Origin of the sequence: Enterocloster sp. OA13 (genome assembly GCF_022440595.1) — a bacterium.
In the GTDB taxonomy this organism is placed as follows: Bacteria; Bacillota; Clostridia; order Lachnospirales; family Lachnospiraceae; genus Enterocloster; species Enterocloster hominis.
In genome coordinates, this window is sequence record NZ_JAKNTF010000001.1 from 1,494,543 (window position 1) to 1,510,504 (window position 15,962).

General features: G+C 44.8%; 17 protein-coding genes. 13 read left to right on the forward strand and 4 right to left on the reverse strand.

Annotated elements, in window-relative coordinates:
* Positions 1-43: 43 nt before the first annotated feature.
* Entirely contained in the window at positions 44-1,075 is a 1,032-nt protein-coding gene (locus tag MCJ35_RS06595; protein WP_051400535.1) for a LacI family DNA-binding transcriptional regulator, read from the reverse strand.
* Positions 1,076-1,548: 473 nt separating this feature from the next.
* Between MCJ35_RS06595 and MCJ35_RS06600 the strand changes: the two genes are divergently transcribed.
* The 4 genes from MCJ35_RS06600 (at position 1,549) to MCJ35_RS06615 (ending at position 5,746) form a co-directional block, all read left to right on the forward strand.
* The gene (locus tag MCJ35_RS06600) at positions 1,549-2,268 is read left to right on the forward strand and encodes a haloacid dehalogenase type II (RefSeq protein WP_025482354.1); all 720 of its coding nucleotides are present in this window, start codon (positions 1,549-1,551) and stop codon (positions 2,266-2,268) included.
* 131 nt (positions 2,269-2,399) lie between these two features.
* The gene (locus MCJ35_RS06605; RefSeq protein WP_025482353.1) at positions 2,400-3,875 is read left to right on the forward strand and encodes a sodium:solute symporter family protein; all 1,476 of its coding nucleotides are present in this window, start codon (positions 2,400-2,402) and stop codon (positions 3,873-3,875) included.
* A gap of 75 nt (positions 3,876-3,950) precedes the next feature.
* Positions 3,951-4,793 (forward strand): aldo/keto reductase, encoded by an 843-nt coding sequence (locus MCJ35_RS06610; RefSeq protein ID WP_275891627.1) that lies wholly within the window; start codon positions 3,951-3,953, stop codon positions 4,791-4,793.
* Positions 4,794-4,798: 5 nt separating this feature from the next.
* Positions 4,799-5,746, forward strand: a complete 948-nt coding sequence (locus tag MCJ35_RS06615) for an aldo/keto reductase (RefSeq protein ID WP_155858376.1) — start codon at positions 4,799-4,801, stop codon at positions 5,744-5,746.
* 115 nt (positions 5,747-5,861) lie between these two features.
* Here the strand turns inward: MCJ35_RS06615 and MCJ35_RS06620 are convergent, their stop codons facing one another.
* Both MCJ35_RS06620 and MCJ35_RS06625 read right to left on the reverse strand, forming a co-directional pair.
* Positions 5,862-6,038, reverse strand: a complete 177-nt coding sequence (locus tag MCJ35_RS06620) for a helix-turn-helix transcriptional regulator (RefSeq protein WP_353656113.1) — start codon at positions 6,036-6,038, stop codon at positions 5,862-5,864.
* A gap of 131 nt (positions 6,039-6,169) precedes the next feature.
* A complete protein-coding gene (locus MCJ35_RS06625) occupies positions 6,170-6,913 on the reverse strand; it encodes an AraC family transcriptional regulator (protein ID WP_008716046.1) in 744 nt (247 codons plus the stop codon).
* A 306-nt stretch (positions 6,914-7,219) separates the two neighbouring features.
* Here MCJ35_RS06625 and MCJ35_RS06630 point away from each other — a divergent pair, with 306 nt between their 5' ends.
* Both MCJ35_RS06630 and MCJ35_RS06635 read left to right on the forward strand, forming a co-directional pair.
* A complete protein-coding gene (locus MCJ35_RS06630; RefSeq protein ID WP_025482350.1) occupies positions 7,220-8,653 on the forward strand; it encodes a 6-phospho-beta-glucosidase in 1,434 nt (477 codons plus the stop codon).
* On the forward strand, positions 8,650-9,252 hold the full coding sequence (locus MCJ35_RS06635) for a sugar O-acetyltransferase (RefSeq protein ID WP_240299412.1): 603 nt from the start codon (positions 8,650-8,652) through the stop codon (positions 9,250-9,252). Before MCJ35_RS06630 ends, MCJ35_RS06635 begins: the two co-directional genes overlap by 4 nt.
* A gap of 23 nt (positions 9,253-9,275) precedes the next feature.
* On the opposite strand, the gene MCJ35_RS06640 is transcribed toward MCJ35_RS06635, so the two are convergent.
* On the reverse strand, positions 9,276-10,220 hold the full coding sequence (locus MCJ35_RS06640; protein ID WP_025482348.1) for a helix-turn-helix transcriptional regulator: 945 nt from the start codon (positions 10,218-10,220) through the stop codon (positions 9,276-9,278).
* A gap of 143 nt (positions 10,221-10,363) precedes the next feature.
* Here MCJ35_RS06640 and MCJ35_RS06645 point away from each other — a divergent pair, with 143 nt between their 5' ends.
* From MCJ35_RS06645 to MCJ35_RS06665, 7 genes are all read left to right on the forward strand, one after another.
* Complete coding sequence (locus tag MCJ35_RS06645) at positions 10,364-11,722, forward strand: MATE family efflux transporter (RefSeq protein ID WP_025482347.1); 1,359 nt, start codon at positions 10,364-10,366, stop codon at positions 11,720-11,722.
* A 47-nt stretch (positions 11,723-11,769) separates the two neighbouring features.
* Positions 11,770-12,372: a cytidylate kinase-like family protein gene (locus MCJ35_RS06650; protein WP_025482346.1), complete on the forward strand. Its 603-nt coding sequence runs from the start codon at positions 11,770-11,772 to the stop codon at positions 12,370-12,372.
* 136 nt (positions 12,373-12,508) lie between these two features.
* Positions 12,509-13,672, forward strand: coding sequence for an iron-containing alcohol dehydrogenase (locus MCJ35_RS06655; RefSeq protein WP_025482345.1), 1,164 nt, complete (start codon positions 12,509-12,511; stop codon positions 13,670-13,672).
* Positions 13,673-13,684: 12 nt separating this feature from the next.
* Entirely contained in the window at positions 13,685-13,879 is a 195-nt protein-coding gene (locus MCJ35_RS06660) for a C-GCAxxG-C-C family (seleno)protein (protein WP_025482344.1), read from the forward strand.
* A 336-nt stretch (positions 13,880-14,215) separates the two neighbouring features.
* Positions 14,216-14,386 carry an AlkZ-related protein gene (locus MCJ35_RS32525; protein ID WP_488473292.1) on the forward strand — a complete coding sequence of 57 codons (171 nt, stop codon included), beginning with the start codon at positions 14,216-14,218 and terminating at the stop codon, positions 14,384-14,386.
* Positions 14,377-14,499 carry a hypothetical protein gene (locus MCJ35_RS32530; RefSeq protein WP_488473313.1) on the forward strand — a complete coding sequence of 41 codons (123 nt, stop codon included), beginning with the start codon at positions 14,377-14,379 and terminating at the stop codon, positions 14,497-14,499. The genes MCJ35_RS32525 and MCJ35_RS32530 overlap by 10 nt, the downstream gene beginning before the upstream one ends.
* A gap of 20 nt (positions 14,500-14,519) precedes the next feature.
* Complete coding sequence (locus MCJ35_RS06665; protein ID WP_025482342.1) at positions 14,520-15,944, forward strand: MATE family efflux transporter; 1,425 nt, start codon at positions 14,520-14,522, stop codon at positions 15,942-15,944.
* Positions 15,945-15,962: the final 18 nt, after the last annotated feature.

Consider the following 15,962-nt stretch of genomic DNA (forward strand, 5'->3'; position numbering starts at 1 on the left):
AAGTGCTTAAAGTAAGACCTGTCCTAACCAGCAGCTATTTGGTTCATCCGTTTATATCTTTCACACTATCCCGTACAATCAGTTCCCCATTTATCTCAACCCTTGTAAATGATGTTTCCTGGTTCTGTAACTGTTGTATCAGCTGAAACACGGCTTCAGATCCAAAGCGCTCCTGAGGCACCCGGATGGTGGTTAACTTTGGCTCCACCAAGGAACTGATTGGACGGTCCGCATTGCCTACAAATGAAAAGTCATCAGGCAGTTGATAACCAAATTCCTTCATGCCCTGCATTGCCCCGATTGCCACAAGGTCATTGTCCACTAAAAAGGCGGTGGGCAGTTCGGACTTTTTATGTTTTTTCAGAACGGGCAGGATTCCTTCTGCCGCCTGGTCAATTGGATAGCCGATGGTATAGGTGAACTTTTCCATATCCATTATGCCGAAGGATGCCAAAGCCCTTTTTGAAAAATTGCGGCGTTCAATGAAACTGTTAATCGGAAGGCCGCTGGAAAGATAACCTATTCTGCGGTGTCCCATATCAATCAGATACTTTGCGGCAAGATAGCACCCTTGCTCATTATTGACCTTTACCGTATTAATCATCCGTCCATTATAGTAGTTGTCTAAGAGGACAAACGGAAGTCCCAGGTTTTCGAAATAATCGATTTCATTATCCTGCATTTCCGTAGCAAATATAACATAACCGACGCAATTGGCATCCGTTATATAATGAATCTGCTGTTCGATATCAGCCCGTTCCAGGTTGATGATTACAAGGTTATAACCGTATTTCCTTGCGGTGCTTTCCACACCGTCCAGAATTAATGGATAAAAAGAGTTTAACCCAAGCATCTTCCCATCATTTTTATAAATAACAAATCCAATGGTATTTTGAATCTGTGGCTCGTTGTGGGGATTCTTCACCAAATAGCCATAACCAAGATTATTCATTTCCTTTATTATCTTTTCTCGTGTCTTATCGCTGATTCCAGGTTTTCCGTTCATGACTAAAGATAGTGTAGCCGCGGATACCCCTAACTGCTGTGCCAGTTCTTTTGCCTTAATGGCCATCATTTCTGCCCCTTTATGATTTTTCTGTCTTTATATGACATTTTAGAGCAGTTTAGATATAAAGTCAACGTTTCGAATGGTATATTCGAGGGAAAATGAGTTTCACAGATGATAATTCATAAATAATTTACAAAATTAGAATAATAAAAGGTATCTCATATTGCATCAAACAGCGATATTTTGTAAATAATTTATAAAATAATAAACTATAAAGGCAAAAAAGCATTGGAAATATAGTGAAAGTGATGATAATACAAAAATAAAGCAGGATGATATTGACAAAAACAGCATTTTCGCCTATACTATCAAATATAAATAATTTATAAATAATTTACAGAAAAGAGGCGATGGATAGATATTTTCATAAAGAAATAAAATGTTTATAAAGAGCACATAGAAAAGCGTATTACAATGCGAGGATTTTGCAGATTAAATGTTTAGAAATGTTAATTAGGAAAGAACAGAGGTGTATACAGATGGATATATCGAAAACCCGGTACATAATTTTTGATACATTCGGGACAGTGGTTGACTGGCATGGCTCAATCGTAACACATGGCATGGCTTTAAGCAAAAAGTACAACCTGGATATTGATTGGGACGAATTTGCCAATGCCTGGAGAAATGACGGATACTTTAAGGCAACATTTGACATTGCCCATGGAAAACGGGAATGGGTCCCGGCGGATACTGTTTTTATGGAGTATCTGGATTCCAGGGCCAGGGAGTGCGGGCTTGATGTCCTGTCGGCAGAGGACTATGAAAATCTGGGAAAAATATGGCACCGGCTTTCCCCATGGCCGGATGTGCTGGAAGGATTAAACAGATTGAAAACAGGATACGCGATTGGACCTTTTTCTAACGGGGATTTTAATTTGATGATTGATATTGAAAAAGCGGCCTGCCTGCCATGGGATTTTATTACGACAGGGGATTTATTTAAGAAATTCAAGCCCAATCCAGAAGTTTATGTTGATGAAATCAACCTTCTGGGCGCAAGGCCGGAAGAGGTTGCCATGGTCGCGGCCCATCCCTTTGATCTGGACGGGGCAAAGCTGGCGGGCTGTATGACCATATTTGTACCAAGACCAATGGAATATGGGCCAAAGGTAATTTACGATGAACCGGATGGAAAACAGGAAGTGGATTATGTGTTAAATGATTTTGTTGAATTAGCCCGGCTGTTTGGGGTCTGAAAACAAGAGGAGGAGGAAAGATATGTTTAAAATTTGGGCTGTAGTGGAGATTATCAGTTGGATTCTTGTAGTAGGGGTAACAAAGGGCCTGTATTCAAACAATCATTTAAACGAAGAGGGAGGGGAGTAAGATGAAGGCTACATTTATAATACTGTTTGTCATATATCTGATTGCAATGGGGGTTCTCGGCCTGAAGGGGTCTAAGAAGACCACGGATATGAAATCTTTTGCAGTGTCATCAGGGGATGTAAACCCATATATTGTTGCCATAACATGGGCGGCCACATTCATGAGCGCGGGTACGTTCCTTGGCCTGCCCGGTCTTGCCTATAAAAATGGCGTGTCCCTGTTATGGTATCATATGGGACATTGGTTTCCTGCCATCTTAATGCTTGCAATCGTTGCGGGGAGCTACCGGAAGCTTGCGGATAAGACAAATGCCCTTACCATGCCGGACTGGCTTGCTGATGTATATCAAAGCAAGGGGCTCCGTCTGCTGATTGGTATTGTATGTCTGTGCAATATCGTACCCCTGGCTGCCCAGTTTGTAGGCGTCGGTACCCTGATGAATGCAACCTTGGGGATTCCTTATGAAACAGGTGTGTTGATTGGTGTGGTGGTTGTTATGATCTACCTGTTCCTTGGCGGTACATATGCGCATATCTATACCAATGTGGTTCAGGGCACCCTGATGTGTATCGTATCCATCACGGTGGTCATTACAGGATTCTTCCTGTTTGGGAATGTATTCACAGAGGTTCCCAGACTGCTGAGCCAGGCAGATCCCAACCTGTCAGCTGCGTTTAATCCGTCCGATGCTGCATTTGCAGGCCCGGTGGCTATTTCAGGCATATTCATTTCCAATGCATGCTGGTCGCTGAATCCTCAGCTGATGAATAAGGTCCAGTATCTTAAGACAAACCGGGATTTAAGGAAATTCATACTATTTGCAGGTTTCTGCCTGTTCATCGGCGGCATGGTGGTTGTAGGGGGAATGTATTCCAGGCTTCTGACACCGGAGGTGCTGGCGAATGCAGATGATGCCCTTCCGACTTTTGTAACCATGGTATATCATCCCGTGGTTGGGGCATTTTTCAATGTTGTGCTGCTGGCGGCCACCATGTCGACCACAGACGGGATTATGGTAATGATGGCAACTGTTCTTGGAAACACGCTGTATCGCCAGACGTATATACAGCATAAAATTGACTGCGGACAGAAAGTCGATATTGAGAAGGCAGACAGGATTTCCCTGTCCATTGCAAAATGGTCCGTGGTACTTGTTGGTATTGCATCGCTTCCGATTGCGTTTAACAGGCCCAGTTCATTGAATGTGCTTAACTGGATTGGTACGGGGGTCATTTTAAGCGGCGTTGCAGGTCCCCTGCTTGTGGCGGTGACACAGAAAAAGGTGCACAGGATGTCAGCCATCATAGCGGCTGTATGCGGAATCGCAGCATATCTGGTGGTTTATGTGGGTAAAATCATACTCAGCGTTTATCTGGCTGTTGGCGTCGGCTGTATCGTCAGCCTGGCAGCTGCATTTATCGTAAATGCGCTGATGACAAAGCATGATGCCGGGCATGCGGTGGTCCTGCGTGTTTAGCATGTCAGTCAGCCGGTATTGGGAGATACGGATAACAATCCGGCATTTTGGAAAGGAGAATTCTTAGGAGGCATGATGGAACGGATAACAGATACGTATATTCTGAATAATGGATATCATATACCATGCCTTGGATTCGGAACGTGGCAGTCCCCAAACGGAGAGACTGCCACCGCGGCGGTCAGGACGGCAGTCAGGGCCGGCTACAGGCATATTGATACCGCTGCCGCATACAAAAACGAATCAAGCATTGGTGAGGCGCTTAAGCTCGCAGACATACCGCGTGCTGAATTATTTATAACCAGCAAGGTGTGGGATGACAGCAGAGGATATGAAAAGACAATGAAATCATTTCAAAAAACATTGGATGATTTGCAGACAGATTATCTGGACCTGTATCTAATCCATTGGCCGGCTACAAAATACCGCTGTCCGGATTGGGAAGCGGTTAATGTTGATACGTGGCGGGCCATGACAGAACTCTACAAGAAAGGATATATAAAATCCATTGGTGTATCTAATTTCCTTCCGGAGCACCTGGCGGCATTGATGCAAACAGAAATAATCCCGATGGTGGACCAGATTGAATATCATCCGGGTCAAATGCAGGAGGAGACAGTGGATTACTGCAGGAAACATGATATCCTGGTGGAGGCATGGAGCCCGTTGGGGACGGGACGCATGCTGACAGATCAGAGGCTTCAGGATATCGCTTCAAAATACGGGAAGTCGGTTGCCCAACTGTGCATACGCTGGTGCCTTCAAAATGGTGTGCTGCCATTGCCTAAGTCGGTGACGCCATCGCGTATTGTGGAGAATGCGGATATATTTGATTTTCATCTTTCGGATGAAGATATGGCAACGATTAATTCCATGCCATATTTTGGCGGGTCTGGGTTACACCCTAATACCAGATGAGGAGGATGAAGCTGGGCAGTTCGGATCTTGACATTCCGGTAATGGCAATTGGCTTAATGCATCTAAATAAGCTCAACCTGTATCAGGCAGAGGAATACATATCGACATGTCTTGAAATGGGTTTGATTTTTTTTGAGAATGCTGATATTTACGGAATGGATGGAGGGCCCTTCGGATATTGTGAGGAATTTTTTGCAAAAGCAGCACATATGACGCCATCTGTCAGGGAAAAAATGATTCTGCAGACTAAATGTGGATTTACCGAAATCCAGCCGGGACAGGGGAAGCCGGAAACGATTGACCTTTCTAAGGATTATATTTTAAAAGAGGCCAATGACAGTCTGAAACGATTGAAAACAGATTATATTGATGTGTATATGCTCCATGCGCCGGATGCCCTGGCAGATCCGGCAGAGATAGCGGAGGCTTTGGACGAACTGTATGTCAGCGGAAAAATCAGATATATCGGTGTTTCGAACTTTAACACGACACAGCTTATGCTTTTGCAAAAGTATGTAAAACAGCCGATTGTTACAAACCAACTGATGATGAGTGTTGTCAATTCAGGGCTGATTTCACGGGGGATGTATGTCAATATGGACGATATGTGTGCAATTGACAGGGACGGAGGGGTTCTTGATTACTGCAGATTAAATGATATTACGGTCCAATGCTGGTCTGTAATGCAGGCCGGATATATGGGCGGCTGTTTCCTTGGGCATCCGGATTATAAACCATTAAATGCAAAAATAGAAGAGGTAGCCGGACGGTACGGTGTCCCTGCTCCTGCAATCGCAATCGCATGGTTATTGCGTCATCCGGCGCATCTGCTTCCGATATCAGGTACCATGAATGTGAAACACCTTGCGGAAAATGCACAGGGCGCAGATATCATGCTGACGCGTAAGGAGTGGTACGAAATCTGGAAGGCCGCAGGAAATTTTATCAGATAGCTATGGATGCATGGAGCTGGCTGGCACGGTTGTGCCAGCCTTTTGTATTAAAAATTGTATGCGGATACAGGTGACATGAAAAATAAAACGGCGGGATAGGCAGCCGATAGGGGTTTCATGACTCCGTGTACACATATTCCCGAGGTGACACACCGTAGTATTCCCTGAAGGCTTTATAGAAATTACTGTTATTTCCATACCCTACCATAAGGGCAATCTGATTGATGGACAGGTTTGTCTCTTTTAACCGTATCAGCGCCCGGTACATCCGCCGCCTTAACAGCAGGATTATATATCTTCAGGAGAAATACCTGGATTAGGGAGTCCAGATTACAGCATTATGTCCTATGTAGGGGAGTAATCGGAGGGGATAGTATTTGTATTGTGAAGTTTACTACAGAACCATGCTTTGGCTCTAGGAAGTCATTCTGCCCAGTTATGTCGAAAATACTTTAAACGATATTCTTTTGGAGTATATCCGGTATATTTTTTGAATAAAGTATTAAAATGGCTGTGTGAGGAGAACGCGAGGTAGTTGGCAATTTCAACACAGGTGTATTCTGAATATTTTAACAAATTTTGCGCTGTTTCAATACGGCATTTGCGCACATATTCGGAAAGAGTGGTATTCATCTCTTTTTTAAAAATGGCGGAGAGATAGGACGGCGAGAGATTTACATAATCCGCCGTGGAATTCAGGGTAATGTTTTCATGTAAATGATGATGGATATAATCAATACACCGAAGGACAGGTTTCGAGTAAATCTGTTCTTTTTTTAGTTCGGCCATACGTTTTGTATATTCCGTGAACATCTCTGTGTGGAGACGGAAAATCTCATCCACAGTAGTGCATTTGTCCATGAGCTGAATGTAGAGGTCGCTGATGTTGTACGCATCTTCTGCCAGCATGCCGCCCTCCAGGCAGAAACGGCAGGAAAGGGTCGTAGAAGCTACAAAAAGGTAGCGGTAATGAGAGAGCCGGTTGTCGGAAAGATGACCAGTAAGATTACCTCGGAATAATTTAATGCTCAATGGGATGGCCTGTTCCAAATTGCCGTTTTTCATATATTCGTACTGCAACAGTTCCTCATCATAGGTGTGGTGATGGATTTGTTCTTCTTTTTGCTTAAAACGGATATCAGAAAGCGCTTTTTCAATCGACTTCATAGGCGATGCCTCCTTTATTTACTGTATCACAAGGGGTGGAAATTGACAATAAGAATATATAATAAATAGTAATTATATGATATTTATTTGAGAGACAGAATGATATAAATATTTCAAGAAGCTAAGAGAATGAAAGGCAGGTGACAAACAACGGAGTCTGATTTATAGCCGAGGAGGTGGCACAGCAGATGTGGCAGACCCCGGAGGATGTGGCAGATGCGATTACCTTTGCAGTGACCAGGGGAAAACGGTCAAAGATCACAGAAATCAGATTGACCCATTAACCGGAAGAAGGGAGCAGAGATTATGGCTTTAAAGAAAGACTTTTTGTGGGGAGGAGCACTGGCAGCCCATCAGTTTGAAGGCGGTGTTCTCAATACTTCCAAAGGATTGTCCGTGGCAGATGTGATGACGGCAGGCGCTTACGGCGTTCCCCGCACAATCACGGACGGAATCGAGGAAGGAAAGTATTATCCGAATCATGTGGGAATTGATTTTTATGGAAATTATAAAGAAGATATCGCTTTATTTGCAGAACTGGGCTTTCGGTGTTTCCGGACCTCGATTGCCTGGTCCAGGATATTTCCTATGGGAGATGAGGCAGAACCTGACGAGGAGGGACTGCAGTTCTATGACCAGGTATTTGATGAATTGTTAAAATATGGGATTGAGCCGGTTATTACGCTCTCCCATTTTGAAATGCCTTATCATCTGGCAAAAGAGTACGGGGGCTTCACGAACCGAAAGACCATTGATTTCTTCTTTAACTTTGCAAAAACCTGTTTTAAACGTTATAAACACAAGGTGAAATACTGGATGACGTTCAATGAAATCAACAATCAGATGAATTACAAAAATGATCTCTTTGGATGGACAAACAGCGGCGCTCATTTTGGCTCTTTTGAGAATCCGGAGCAGGCCATGTACCAGTGCGGCCACTATGAGTTGGTGGCAAGTGCGTTGGCAGTCAGGGCAGGCCACGAGATTAATCCTGAATTTCAGATTGGAAATATGATTGCCATGGTTCCAATCTATCCCTATTCCTGCAGGCCGGAAGATATGATGCTGTCCGTTCATGAGATGCACAACCGCTGGTTTTTCTGCGATGTGCAGTGCCGGGGACATTATCCTGCTTATGCCCTTAAGATGTTTGAGCGAAAGGGATTCCAGCTGGATATCACGGATGCGGATAAAAAGGCTCTGGAAGATGGGACTGTAGATTATATAGGATTTTCCTATTATATGACGGATACGGTAGATTCTACGGCAAAAAAAGATGTTTCCTCTGTAACAGACGGCTCCGGTGCGTATTCTGTAGGGAACCCTTATATTAAGGTATCGGACTGGGGATGGGGCATTGATCCGGTGGGACTCCGCTATGCGTTGAATCAGATGTACGAACGCTATGAAAAGCCGCTGTTTATTGTGGAAAATGGATTTGGCGCCATCGACAAAAAAGAGGAAGACGGTTCCTGCCACGACCCTTACCGCATCGATTACCTGAAAGCCCATATTGCGGAAATGAAAAAAGCGGTGGAAGAAGACGGCGTGGATTTAATAGGATATACCCCCTGGGGCTGTATCGACTGTGTTTCCTTTACAACAGGTGAGATGAAGAAGCGATATGGATTTATCTATGTAGACCGGGACAATGAAGGGAATGGCACTTTAAAGCGCAGCAAAAAGGATTCGTTTGCCTGGTACCAGAAGGTAATGGAGACAAATGGAGAAGTTTTGTGAAATCATTCAGAAAAAGAAAGGAATCGGAAGATATGACAGAAGCGGAAAAGTTGGATGCAGGTTTAGAATATGACTTTTGGGATGAAGAGGTTGACGGGCGGAAGCTTCACGCACTGGAATGGTGTCAGAAGCTGAATGCAATCCCGATGCAGAATAAGGAAGAAAGATCCCGGGCGATCCGGAGGCTGTTTGGGGCCGTGGGGGAGAACGCCACCGTGCTTCCTGTGTTTAATTGTGACAGTGGGACCAATATTCATGTGGGTAAAAATTTTCTTGCCAATTATAATGTTACTATTTTGGATATCGCTCCGGTTCATATCGGAGATTACGTCATGATTGGTCCCAATACTCTGATTACGACGGTCAATCACCCGTTGAATCCCATGGGACGGCGAAAACATCTGGGGATTGCAAAACCGGTCACCATTGGAAACGATGTATGGATTGGCGGCAATGTGACAATCCTTCCCGGGGTGAAAATCGGCAATAACGTAGTCGTTGCCGCAGGTGCAGTGGTGACAAAGGATGTGCCGGATAATTGTGCGGTGGGCGGCGTACCTGCAAAGGTGATTAGGGAAATCGTAAATGATGTGGAGTAAAAAAGTGGAACAGCCGCAGATGATTAATGGATATATTCCCGCGGAGAAACACCATAATACTCCCGAAACGCCTTGTAAAAATTACTGCTGTTGCTGTACCCCAGCATCAAAGCAATCTCATTGATTGTAAGATCCGTGCCTTTCAAAAGAATTACGGCACGCTCCATTCGCTGAGAAAGCAGGATTTCAGAGAACGATTTCCCCAATTCCCGGTGTAGAAGGGTGGATATGTAGTTGGGATGGTAGGAAAACCGTGCCGCGATATCCTTTAATGTTACCTTGTCGGAATGTTCACTTATGTATTGGACAATCCGGTCTGACAGGCGGTCTGCAGGGGGCCTTTGGTTTGCAAAGGTATACTGGCGGGCCACCTGCATCAGGAACGCCAGTGCCAGGGGCTTTAATATGTCCTGTGTATCTTCGCCTTTATGGGCATACTCAATCACCATCATTTCCAGCAGTGTGCGGATGTTGCAGTCATCCTCGATTTTGAAATGAAGGTATTCTTCAGAAAAGCAATTTGTGGAAGGATCGAGGAAAAAATGGAACAACCCGGAATTAGCGGACAACAGGGGCAGGAAGGAGCGGAAAAAGGTCTCTCGCCGGAATAACACACCAATGATGATGGTTTCCTGATTATCATGCACACACAGGGCGTGTCCGGCAAACGGCTGGCCTGCATACAATTCCCTTTCCCGTATTGTAATCTGATGATCGTATTTGTAGCTGAGGGAATCATATTCTCCCTTATAGGTGTAATTAAAGTAAAAGAAATCATGGCGGTGAAACAATTCCTGTACCCCGCTGCTTTTATGGACGCAGATTAGAATATTTTCCTGTTCCGGACCTGGCCAGCAGTACATTTTTTCATTTTGGCTTCCGACAGGAAAGTCATGATAGGTCCAGTCAAGACTGTCGAACTGCTCCTGCAGGGCTTCGATTGACAATGACAGTATGGTTTTTTCCAAGCAATAGCCTCCTTTCATATTAGCTCTATGCTACCATAGAATATTATAAATTACCACTGCTTTTATTAAGTTTTAGCGCTGATTTTTCAGCAGATTCCAACTATACTAGTTGGCATGCAATTATAAAACCAGGAGGTTATGAAATGAAAACCAAATCATGGAGTGATAAAAACGCCATCTTTTACAAAAAACTGTTTTCACTTGTGCTGCCGATTGCCTTTCAGCAATTTATGCTGGCGGCAGTCAGTGCTTCGGATGCCTTGATGCTTGGATTTGTGAATCAGGACTCCCTTTCCGCCGTATCTCTGGCTGGACAGATTACCTTTGTATTCAATCTTTTTATGGGTGGCCTGACAATGGGAACAAGTATTCTGGCAGCGCAGTATTATGGGAAAGGGGATATGATATCCATTGAAAAAATCTTTGCCTATGTTATAAAAGTATCTTTTCTGATATCCGCAGTTTTCTTTCTGGCGACTCTTTTTATCCCGGAAACCCTGATGCGGATATTCACAAACGAGCCGCAGTTGATATCTAGTGGAATTGTGTATCTTCGTGTTGTTGCAGCATCTTATCTGTTTACTGGCATTTCCCAGATTTATCTGTGCATTTTGAAAAACACAGGCTGTGCCGTTAAAAGTATGGTAATTGGCTCCACTGCTGTGGTGATTAATATTTTCTTAAATGCTGCGTTGATTTACGGGCTGCTGTTTTTTCCTGAAATGGGGATTGCGGGTGCGGCCCTGGCAACGTCCATTTCAAAACTGATAGAGATGGGATGGGCCTATCTTGAGTCCCTGCGGGAAAAAAGAGCCAGACTGCGCATAAAATATTGCTTTACAACAGAAAAAAATCTGGCACGGGATTATTGGAAATATACAATGCCAATGCTTGGCGACTATCTGGTATGGGGCTGCGGCTTTACTACATATTCCGTAATCATGGGCCACTTAGGCAGCGATGCCGTGGCAGCCAACTCCATTGCCAACATTGTCAAAAATCTGATTGTAAGTTTTTGTACCGGGCTTGGAAACGGCGGCGGTATTATTGTGGGTAACGAGTTAGGCATGGGAAATTTAAAGCAGGCAAAAGAATACGGAGGCCGTCTCTGCAAGCTCGCTGTTATAAGCGGCGTTTTGTCCGGCGTGTTTTTGGTAGCGCTTACCCCCGTCATCGTAAAGGTCACCACATTAAGTCCGCAGGCGACAGGATATCTTAAATGGATGCTGATTCTGTGCGCCTGCTATATGGTCGGAAAGTCCATTAACATGACCACCATAGCCGGGATATTTCCCGCGGGCGGGGACTCTAAGTTTGGCCTGATCTGTGATGCGGTTACCATGTGGGCCTTTGCAGTTCCGGCCGGTTTCTTAGCGGCCTTTGTCTGGAACCTTCCAGTAGTCATTGTATTCCTGATCATCAACCTGGATGAGATTGTGAAGCTGCCGGCGGCCATCCTCCATTACCGGAAATATGGGTGGCTGAAAAACCTTACAAGATAGACAATCTGGGTCGTTACTATTTTCAATCAATCTACAGGAGGGAACAGATGAATAAAATTATTACCATAAGCCGGGAATTTGGCAGCGGAGGCCGGGAACTGGGCAGACATATTGCGGATACATTAAAGATTGCCTATTATGATCAGGAAATTATCAGTGAGCTTTCCAAAAGGACAAATCTGACAGAAAACTATATCCGCCAGGTTGAAGAAAATAAATTCATCCCATTACTGCCAATTACAACGGGAAGAACCTTTTCATCCCAGTTTTATCAGGCAATGGAGCCGGATCAGACAGCATTTCTGGAACAGAGCAAAATGATAAGGGAGATGGCGGATAAGACAGACTGCGTGATTGTAGGGCGCTGTGCGGATTATATTCTGCAGGAGAGGAGTCCCCTTCGTCTGTTTGTATACGCGGATACGGATTTTAAGCTGGCCCGCTGCAGGGAAAAGGAGCAGTCCATGGAAGGAGAGACGGATGCAGAGATGAGAAAGAAGATGAATGGGATTGACAGACAGCGCGCGCGGTACTATCAATTTCATACAGGGCGGACATGGGGAGAAACGTCTAATTATGATTTATGTATTAACACGACTTCCCTGGATATTAAAAGCGTGACAGCGGCCATAGTGAGACTCTTTGACTAAGGAAAAGGCTGCAGAATAATATTATCATTTACCACATATAAACATAAGATTTGGCGCTGTATTCTAAAATCTGGCGCAATATAATAAAGTTCAGAAACAAAATGAATAGAGAATTAAATATGAGGAGGAATCACTTATGAACAATTTTATCTTTAACATGCCGACACGCGTACTCTTTGGGGCAGGACAGCTGAACCATCTGCATGAGGAAAGCCTTCCGGGTAAAAAAGCCCTGATTGTCACCTCCAATGGTCAGTCCACGAAGAAATATGGTTATCTGTCCCGTGTGCAAAAAGAGTTGGAGCTGGCTGGAGTGGAACACGCCCTGTTCGATGAAATCCGTCCGAATCCCACCCGGAAGAATGTCATGGACGGCGCAAAGGCGGTCCGGGACAATGGTTGTGATTTCGTCGTGGCCCTGGGCGGCGGCTCTGTCATGGACTGCAGCAAGTGTATTGCGCTGATGGCAGCAAATCCTGGCGATATCTGGGATTATAGCCTGAGTAAAGCAGGCGGAAAAAAGAATGCGGAATTTGACGCCCTGCCAATCGTATGCATCACCACCTCCGCCGGTACCGGCAGCGAGGTAGATATCGCGGCTGTTATCTCGGATGACGAACTGAAGGAGAAAACCGGAATTTTCTTCCCTTCCATGTTCCCCACGATCTCTGTGGTGGATGCCGACCTGATGATGAGCGTACCACCGGCACTTACTGCTTATCAGGGGATGGATACGTTCTTCCATGCTTCTGAAAGCGTCATCAATAAAAACGAGCATCCCATGGGGGAGATGTTTGCACTCAAGGCGATTGAACTGGTGGCAAAATATCTGCCTGCTGCATATAAGGACGGAAGCAACAAGGAAGCACGTGAGAATATGGCGCTGGCGAATTCCCTGGCCGCTTACTATATGCTTTGTACTTCTGCCCACACCATTGAGCATGTCATGGGAAGTTTCCATGAAAATCTGGTACATGGCGCCGGCCTTATTATGACAGCCCATGCCTACTATGACTTTTTTGCCGAAAAAAAGGCCGCTGAAGAACCAATGATAAAGATGGCAAAGGCAATGGGAGTAGAGAACCCTGCTTCCGGAAAAGACTTTATTCAAGCATTGGATGAACTGATTGCCGCTGTTGGATGCGCCGATCTGAAAATGAGCGACGCCGGAATCACAAGAGAGGAATTAGAACTGTATCCGCAGAAGATTCACGAGGTGCTTGGCGGCGACATTACCGCGGACCCGCTGCCTCTGTCAGACAATGATTATCTGGAAATCTACGAAAAATCCTACCGGTAAGGAGGGATTCACTTGGACGATAAATTAAAACTGGCAGGACAGGCATACGGAAAAGGCTTTACCTGTTCCCAGGCGGTGTTCTGTGCTTACGCCAGTGATATGGGAATAGACGAAACAACGGCGTGCCGGATTATGGAAGGTTTTGGCGGCGGCTTTGGCGGGATGTTTTACATGGGGAATCCCCAAAAGCATTCCAGTGTGGGATGAAGGTGAAAGATACCGTGCTGATTATTAACCAGATTCTTGCGGAATGCCCGAAAGAAAAACGAACAGAACAGGAGATGGAAGCATGGTAAGAAAAATGGTATCCGCATTATTATTGATATCTATGTGGAAGGAACCCTGTATTGGTCAAGCACTGTGCTGTTTTCCGGTGACATTGAGTGGGGTGGCTCACCGCAGAGTATTACTCTGACAGCTGCTTACACAGAAGAAAATACCACAGAAAACAGGGATATGCTGACAAATGTAACCGCAGCCTATACGGTATAATCCGTACTTTAACAATGTGTGTGGAAATTATGAGGAAAGGCGGTGTGATAAATGAGAGGCAGGATCACTACCCATCAAAAAATGGAACAAGCTGTGGTGGAAAGCGGCTTTCTCCCTTTTTGCAAAAATGAAATCCCCGGATTTTCTGTGGAAGAACGGACACCGCCGGAATTATGGTTTCCCGATGATGAGGGCAAAGAGGGGCCATGGGAATGGAGGTAGTTCAATCGGCATACTCCCGTTCACCAAAGGAATCCAAAGAACGAATTTTGCGTTATTTAAGGAACCTGCTCCCGAAGGCGGATGAAGAACAACTGTTAAGGCTAATTGGATAAGCCTGCCGAGAGGAGTAATCTTGATAAAAGAACACACAAACACTAACGATATGACAAATGGGAATCCGGTTAAGCTGATTTTAGCGTTTGCAATCCCATTGTTTGTCGGGAATATTTTTCAACAGATTTATAATGTGGCAGATACGATGATTGCCGGATATAATCTGGGAGATGCCGCGATTGCGGCTATCGGTGCAACCAGTTCCATTTTTTCCCTGCTTATGAATTTTGCCTCTGGCTTAAACAGCGGCTATGGTATTGTTGTGGCCCGGGCATTTGGAGCAAAAAATCAGGATAAGCTGAAGAAGTCGATTGCAGCGATGATAGTACTGGATCTGGTAATCACTTTAATGCTGACCGTTTTTTCGCTATTGTTTTTGAATTCCCTGATGAGACTGCTCAATATACCGGACAGTATTTTTGCAGATGCGTATTCTTACATAGCAATTATTACTGCCGGAATGCTGGCAACAATTGTTTATAATATGCTGGCAGGCATTATGAGAGCTGTTGGCAATAGCAGGACACCGCTTTATTTTCTGATCCTTTCCTGTGTAATCAATCTTAGCCTGGACTGCTTATTTATTATTGGTTTTGGCTGGGGTGTAGAGGGCGCAGCGGCGGCGACTGTAATCGCGGAGAGCCTCAGCGCATTGTTCTCCGCAATTTATATGTTCCGTAAATATCGGGAAATTCTCCCTGGCCGGAAGCATTTCCATCTGGACATACCTCTGATTAAAGAGATGGCAGCAACAGGCTTTGCTATGGCGCTTATGCTGTGTGTGGTGGATATTGGCTCTGTTATTTATCAGCGGGCAATCAACGGCCTTGGAGAAATGCTGATTGTGTCTCACACAGCAGCAAGAAAAATCATTGGTATCATGATGATGCCGCTGGCTTCCATTGCGACAGCATATTCGACCTTTACCAGCCAGAATTGGGGTGCGGGTAAGAAAGAACGGATTCGGCAGACACTGAAAAAAGTGATGGCTATGGAAGTGGGCTGGGGGCTGTTCTCCTGCCTTGCAGTCTTTTTACTTGGAGGAACTGCGGTACGGATTCTGACAGGAACCTCAGACAATAACGTGATTGACAATGCAGTGCTCAGCCTGCGGTTTCATTTTGTATGCTATCCTGCGCTGGGGATCTTGCTTGCGCTCAGGACAAGTTTACAGGCGATTGGCCGTAAAGCTGTTCCTGTCCTATCAAGTTCATTTGAATTAATTGTAAAATTGATTGCTGGAATATGGCTGATCCCTAAACTGGGATACTTATGTGTCTGCCTGACAGAGCCGGTTATTTGGGTTTCCTGTGCGGTTTTTCTGATTGCAGAATTTATGATACAAAAACCGTTTGACAGCAATAAAGAGAAAGCGGCAGCTACGGGCACCGTTAACACAAAGGATATTCTGGATGACTGCATTGTTGGAAAGGTGGTACAATAAAAAATAGAAAAAAATGAC

Excerpts from the sequence above, each read along its gene's own strand:
- MCJ35_RS32525 (WP_488473292.1), top strand. The coding sequence starts at position 14,216 with ATGAGAGGCAGGATCACTACCCATCAAAAAATGGAACAAGCTGTGGTG.
- MCJ35_RS06595 (WP_051400535.1), bottom strand. The coding sequence starts at position 1,075 with ATGATGGCCATTAAGGCAAAAGAACTGGCACAGCAGTTAGGGGTATCC.
- MCJ35_RS32530 (WP_488473313.1), top strand. The coding sequence starts at position 14,377 with ATGGAGGTAGTTCAATCGGCATACTCCCGTTCACCAAAGGAATCCAAA.
- MCJ35_RS06615 (WP_155858376.1), top strand. The coding sequence starts at position 4,799 with ATGAAGCTGGGCAGTTCGGATCTTGACATTCCGGTAATGGCAATTGGC.
- MCJ35_RS06605 (WP_025482353.1), top strand. The coding sequence starts at position 2,400 with ATGAAGGCTACATTTATAATACTGTTTGTCATATATCTGATTGCAATG.
- MCJ35_RS06625 (WP_008716046.1), bottom strand. The coding sequence starts at position 6,913 with ATGAAGTCGATTGAAAAAGCGCTTTCTGATATCCGTTTTAAGCAAAAA.
- MCJ35_RS06645 (WP_025482347.1), top strand. The coding sequence starts at position 10,364 with ATGAAAACCAAATCATGGAGTGATAAAAACGCCATCTTTTACAAAAAA.
- MCJ35_RS06600 (WP_025482354.1), top strand. The coding sequence starts at position 1,549 with ATGGATATATCGAAAACCCGGTACATAATTTTTGATACATTCGGGACA.
- MCJ35_RS06650 (WP_025482346.1), top strand. The coding sequence starts at position 11,770 with ATGAATAAAATTATTACCATAAGCCGGGAATTTGGCAGCGGAGGCCGG.
- MCJ35_RS06655 (WP_025482345.1), top strand. The coding sequence starts at position 12,509 with ATGAACAATTTTATCTTTAACATGCCGACACGCGTACTCTTTGGGGCA.
- MCJ35_RS06610 (WP_275891627.1), top strand. The coding sequence starts at position 3,951 with ATGGAACGGATAACAGATACGTATATTCTGAATAATGGATATCATATA.
- MCJ35_RS06630 (WP_025482350.1), top strand. The coding sequence starts at position 7,220 with ATGGCTTTAAAGAAAGACTTTTTGTGGGGAGGAGCACTGGCAGCCCAT.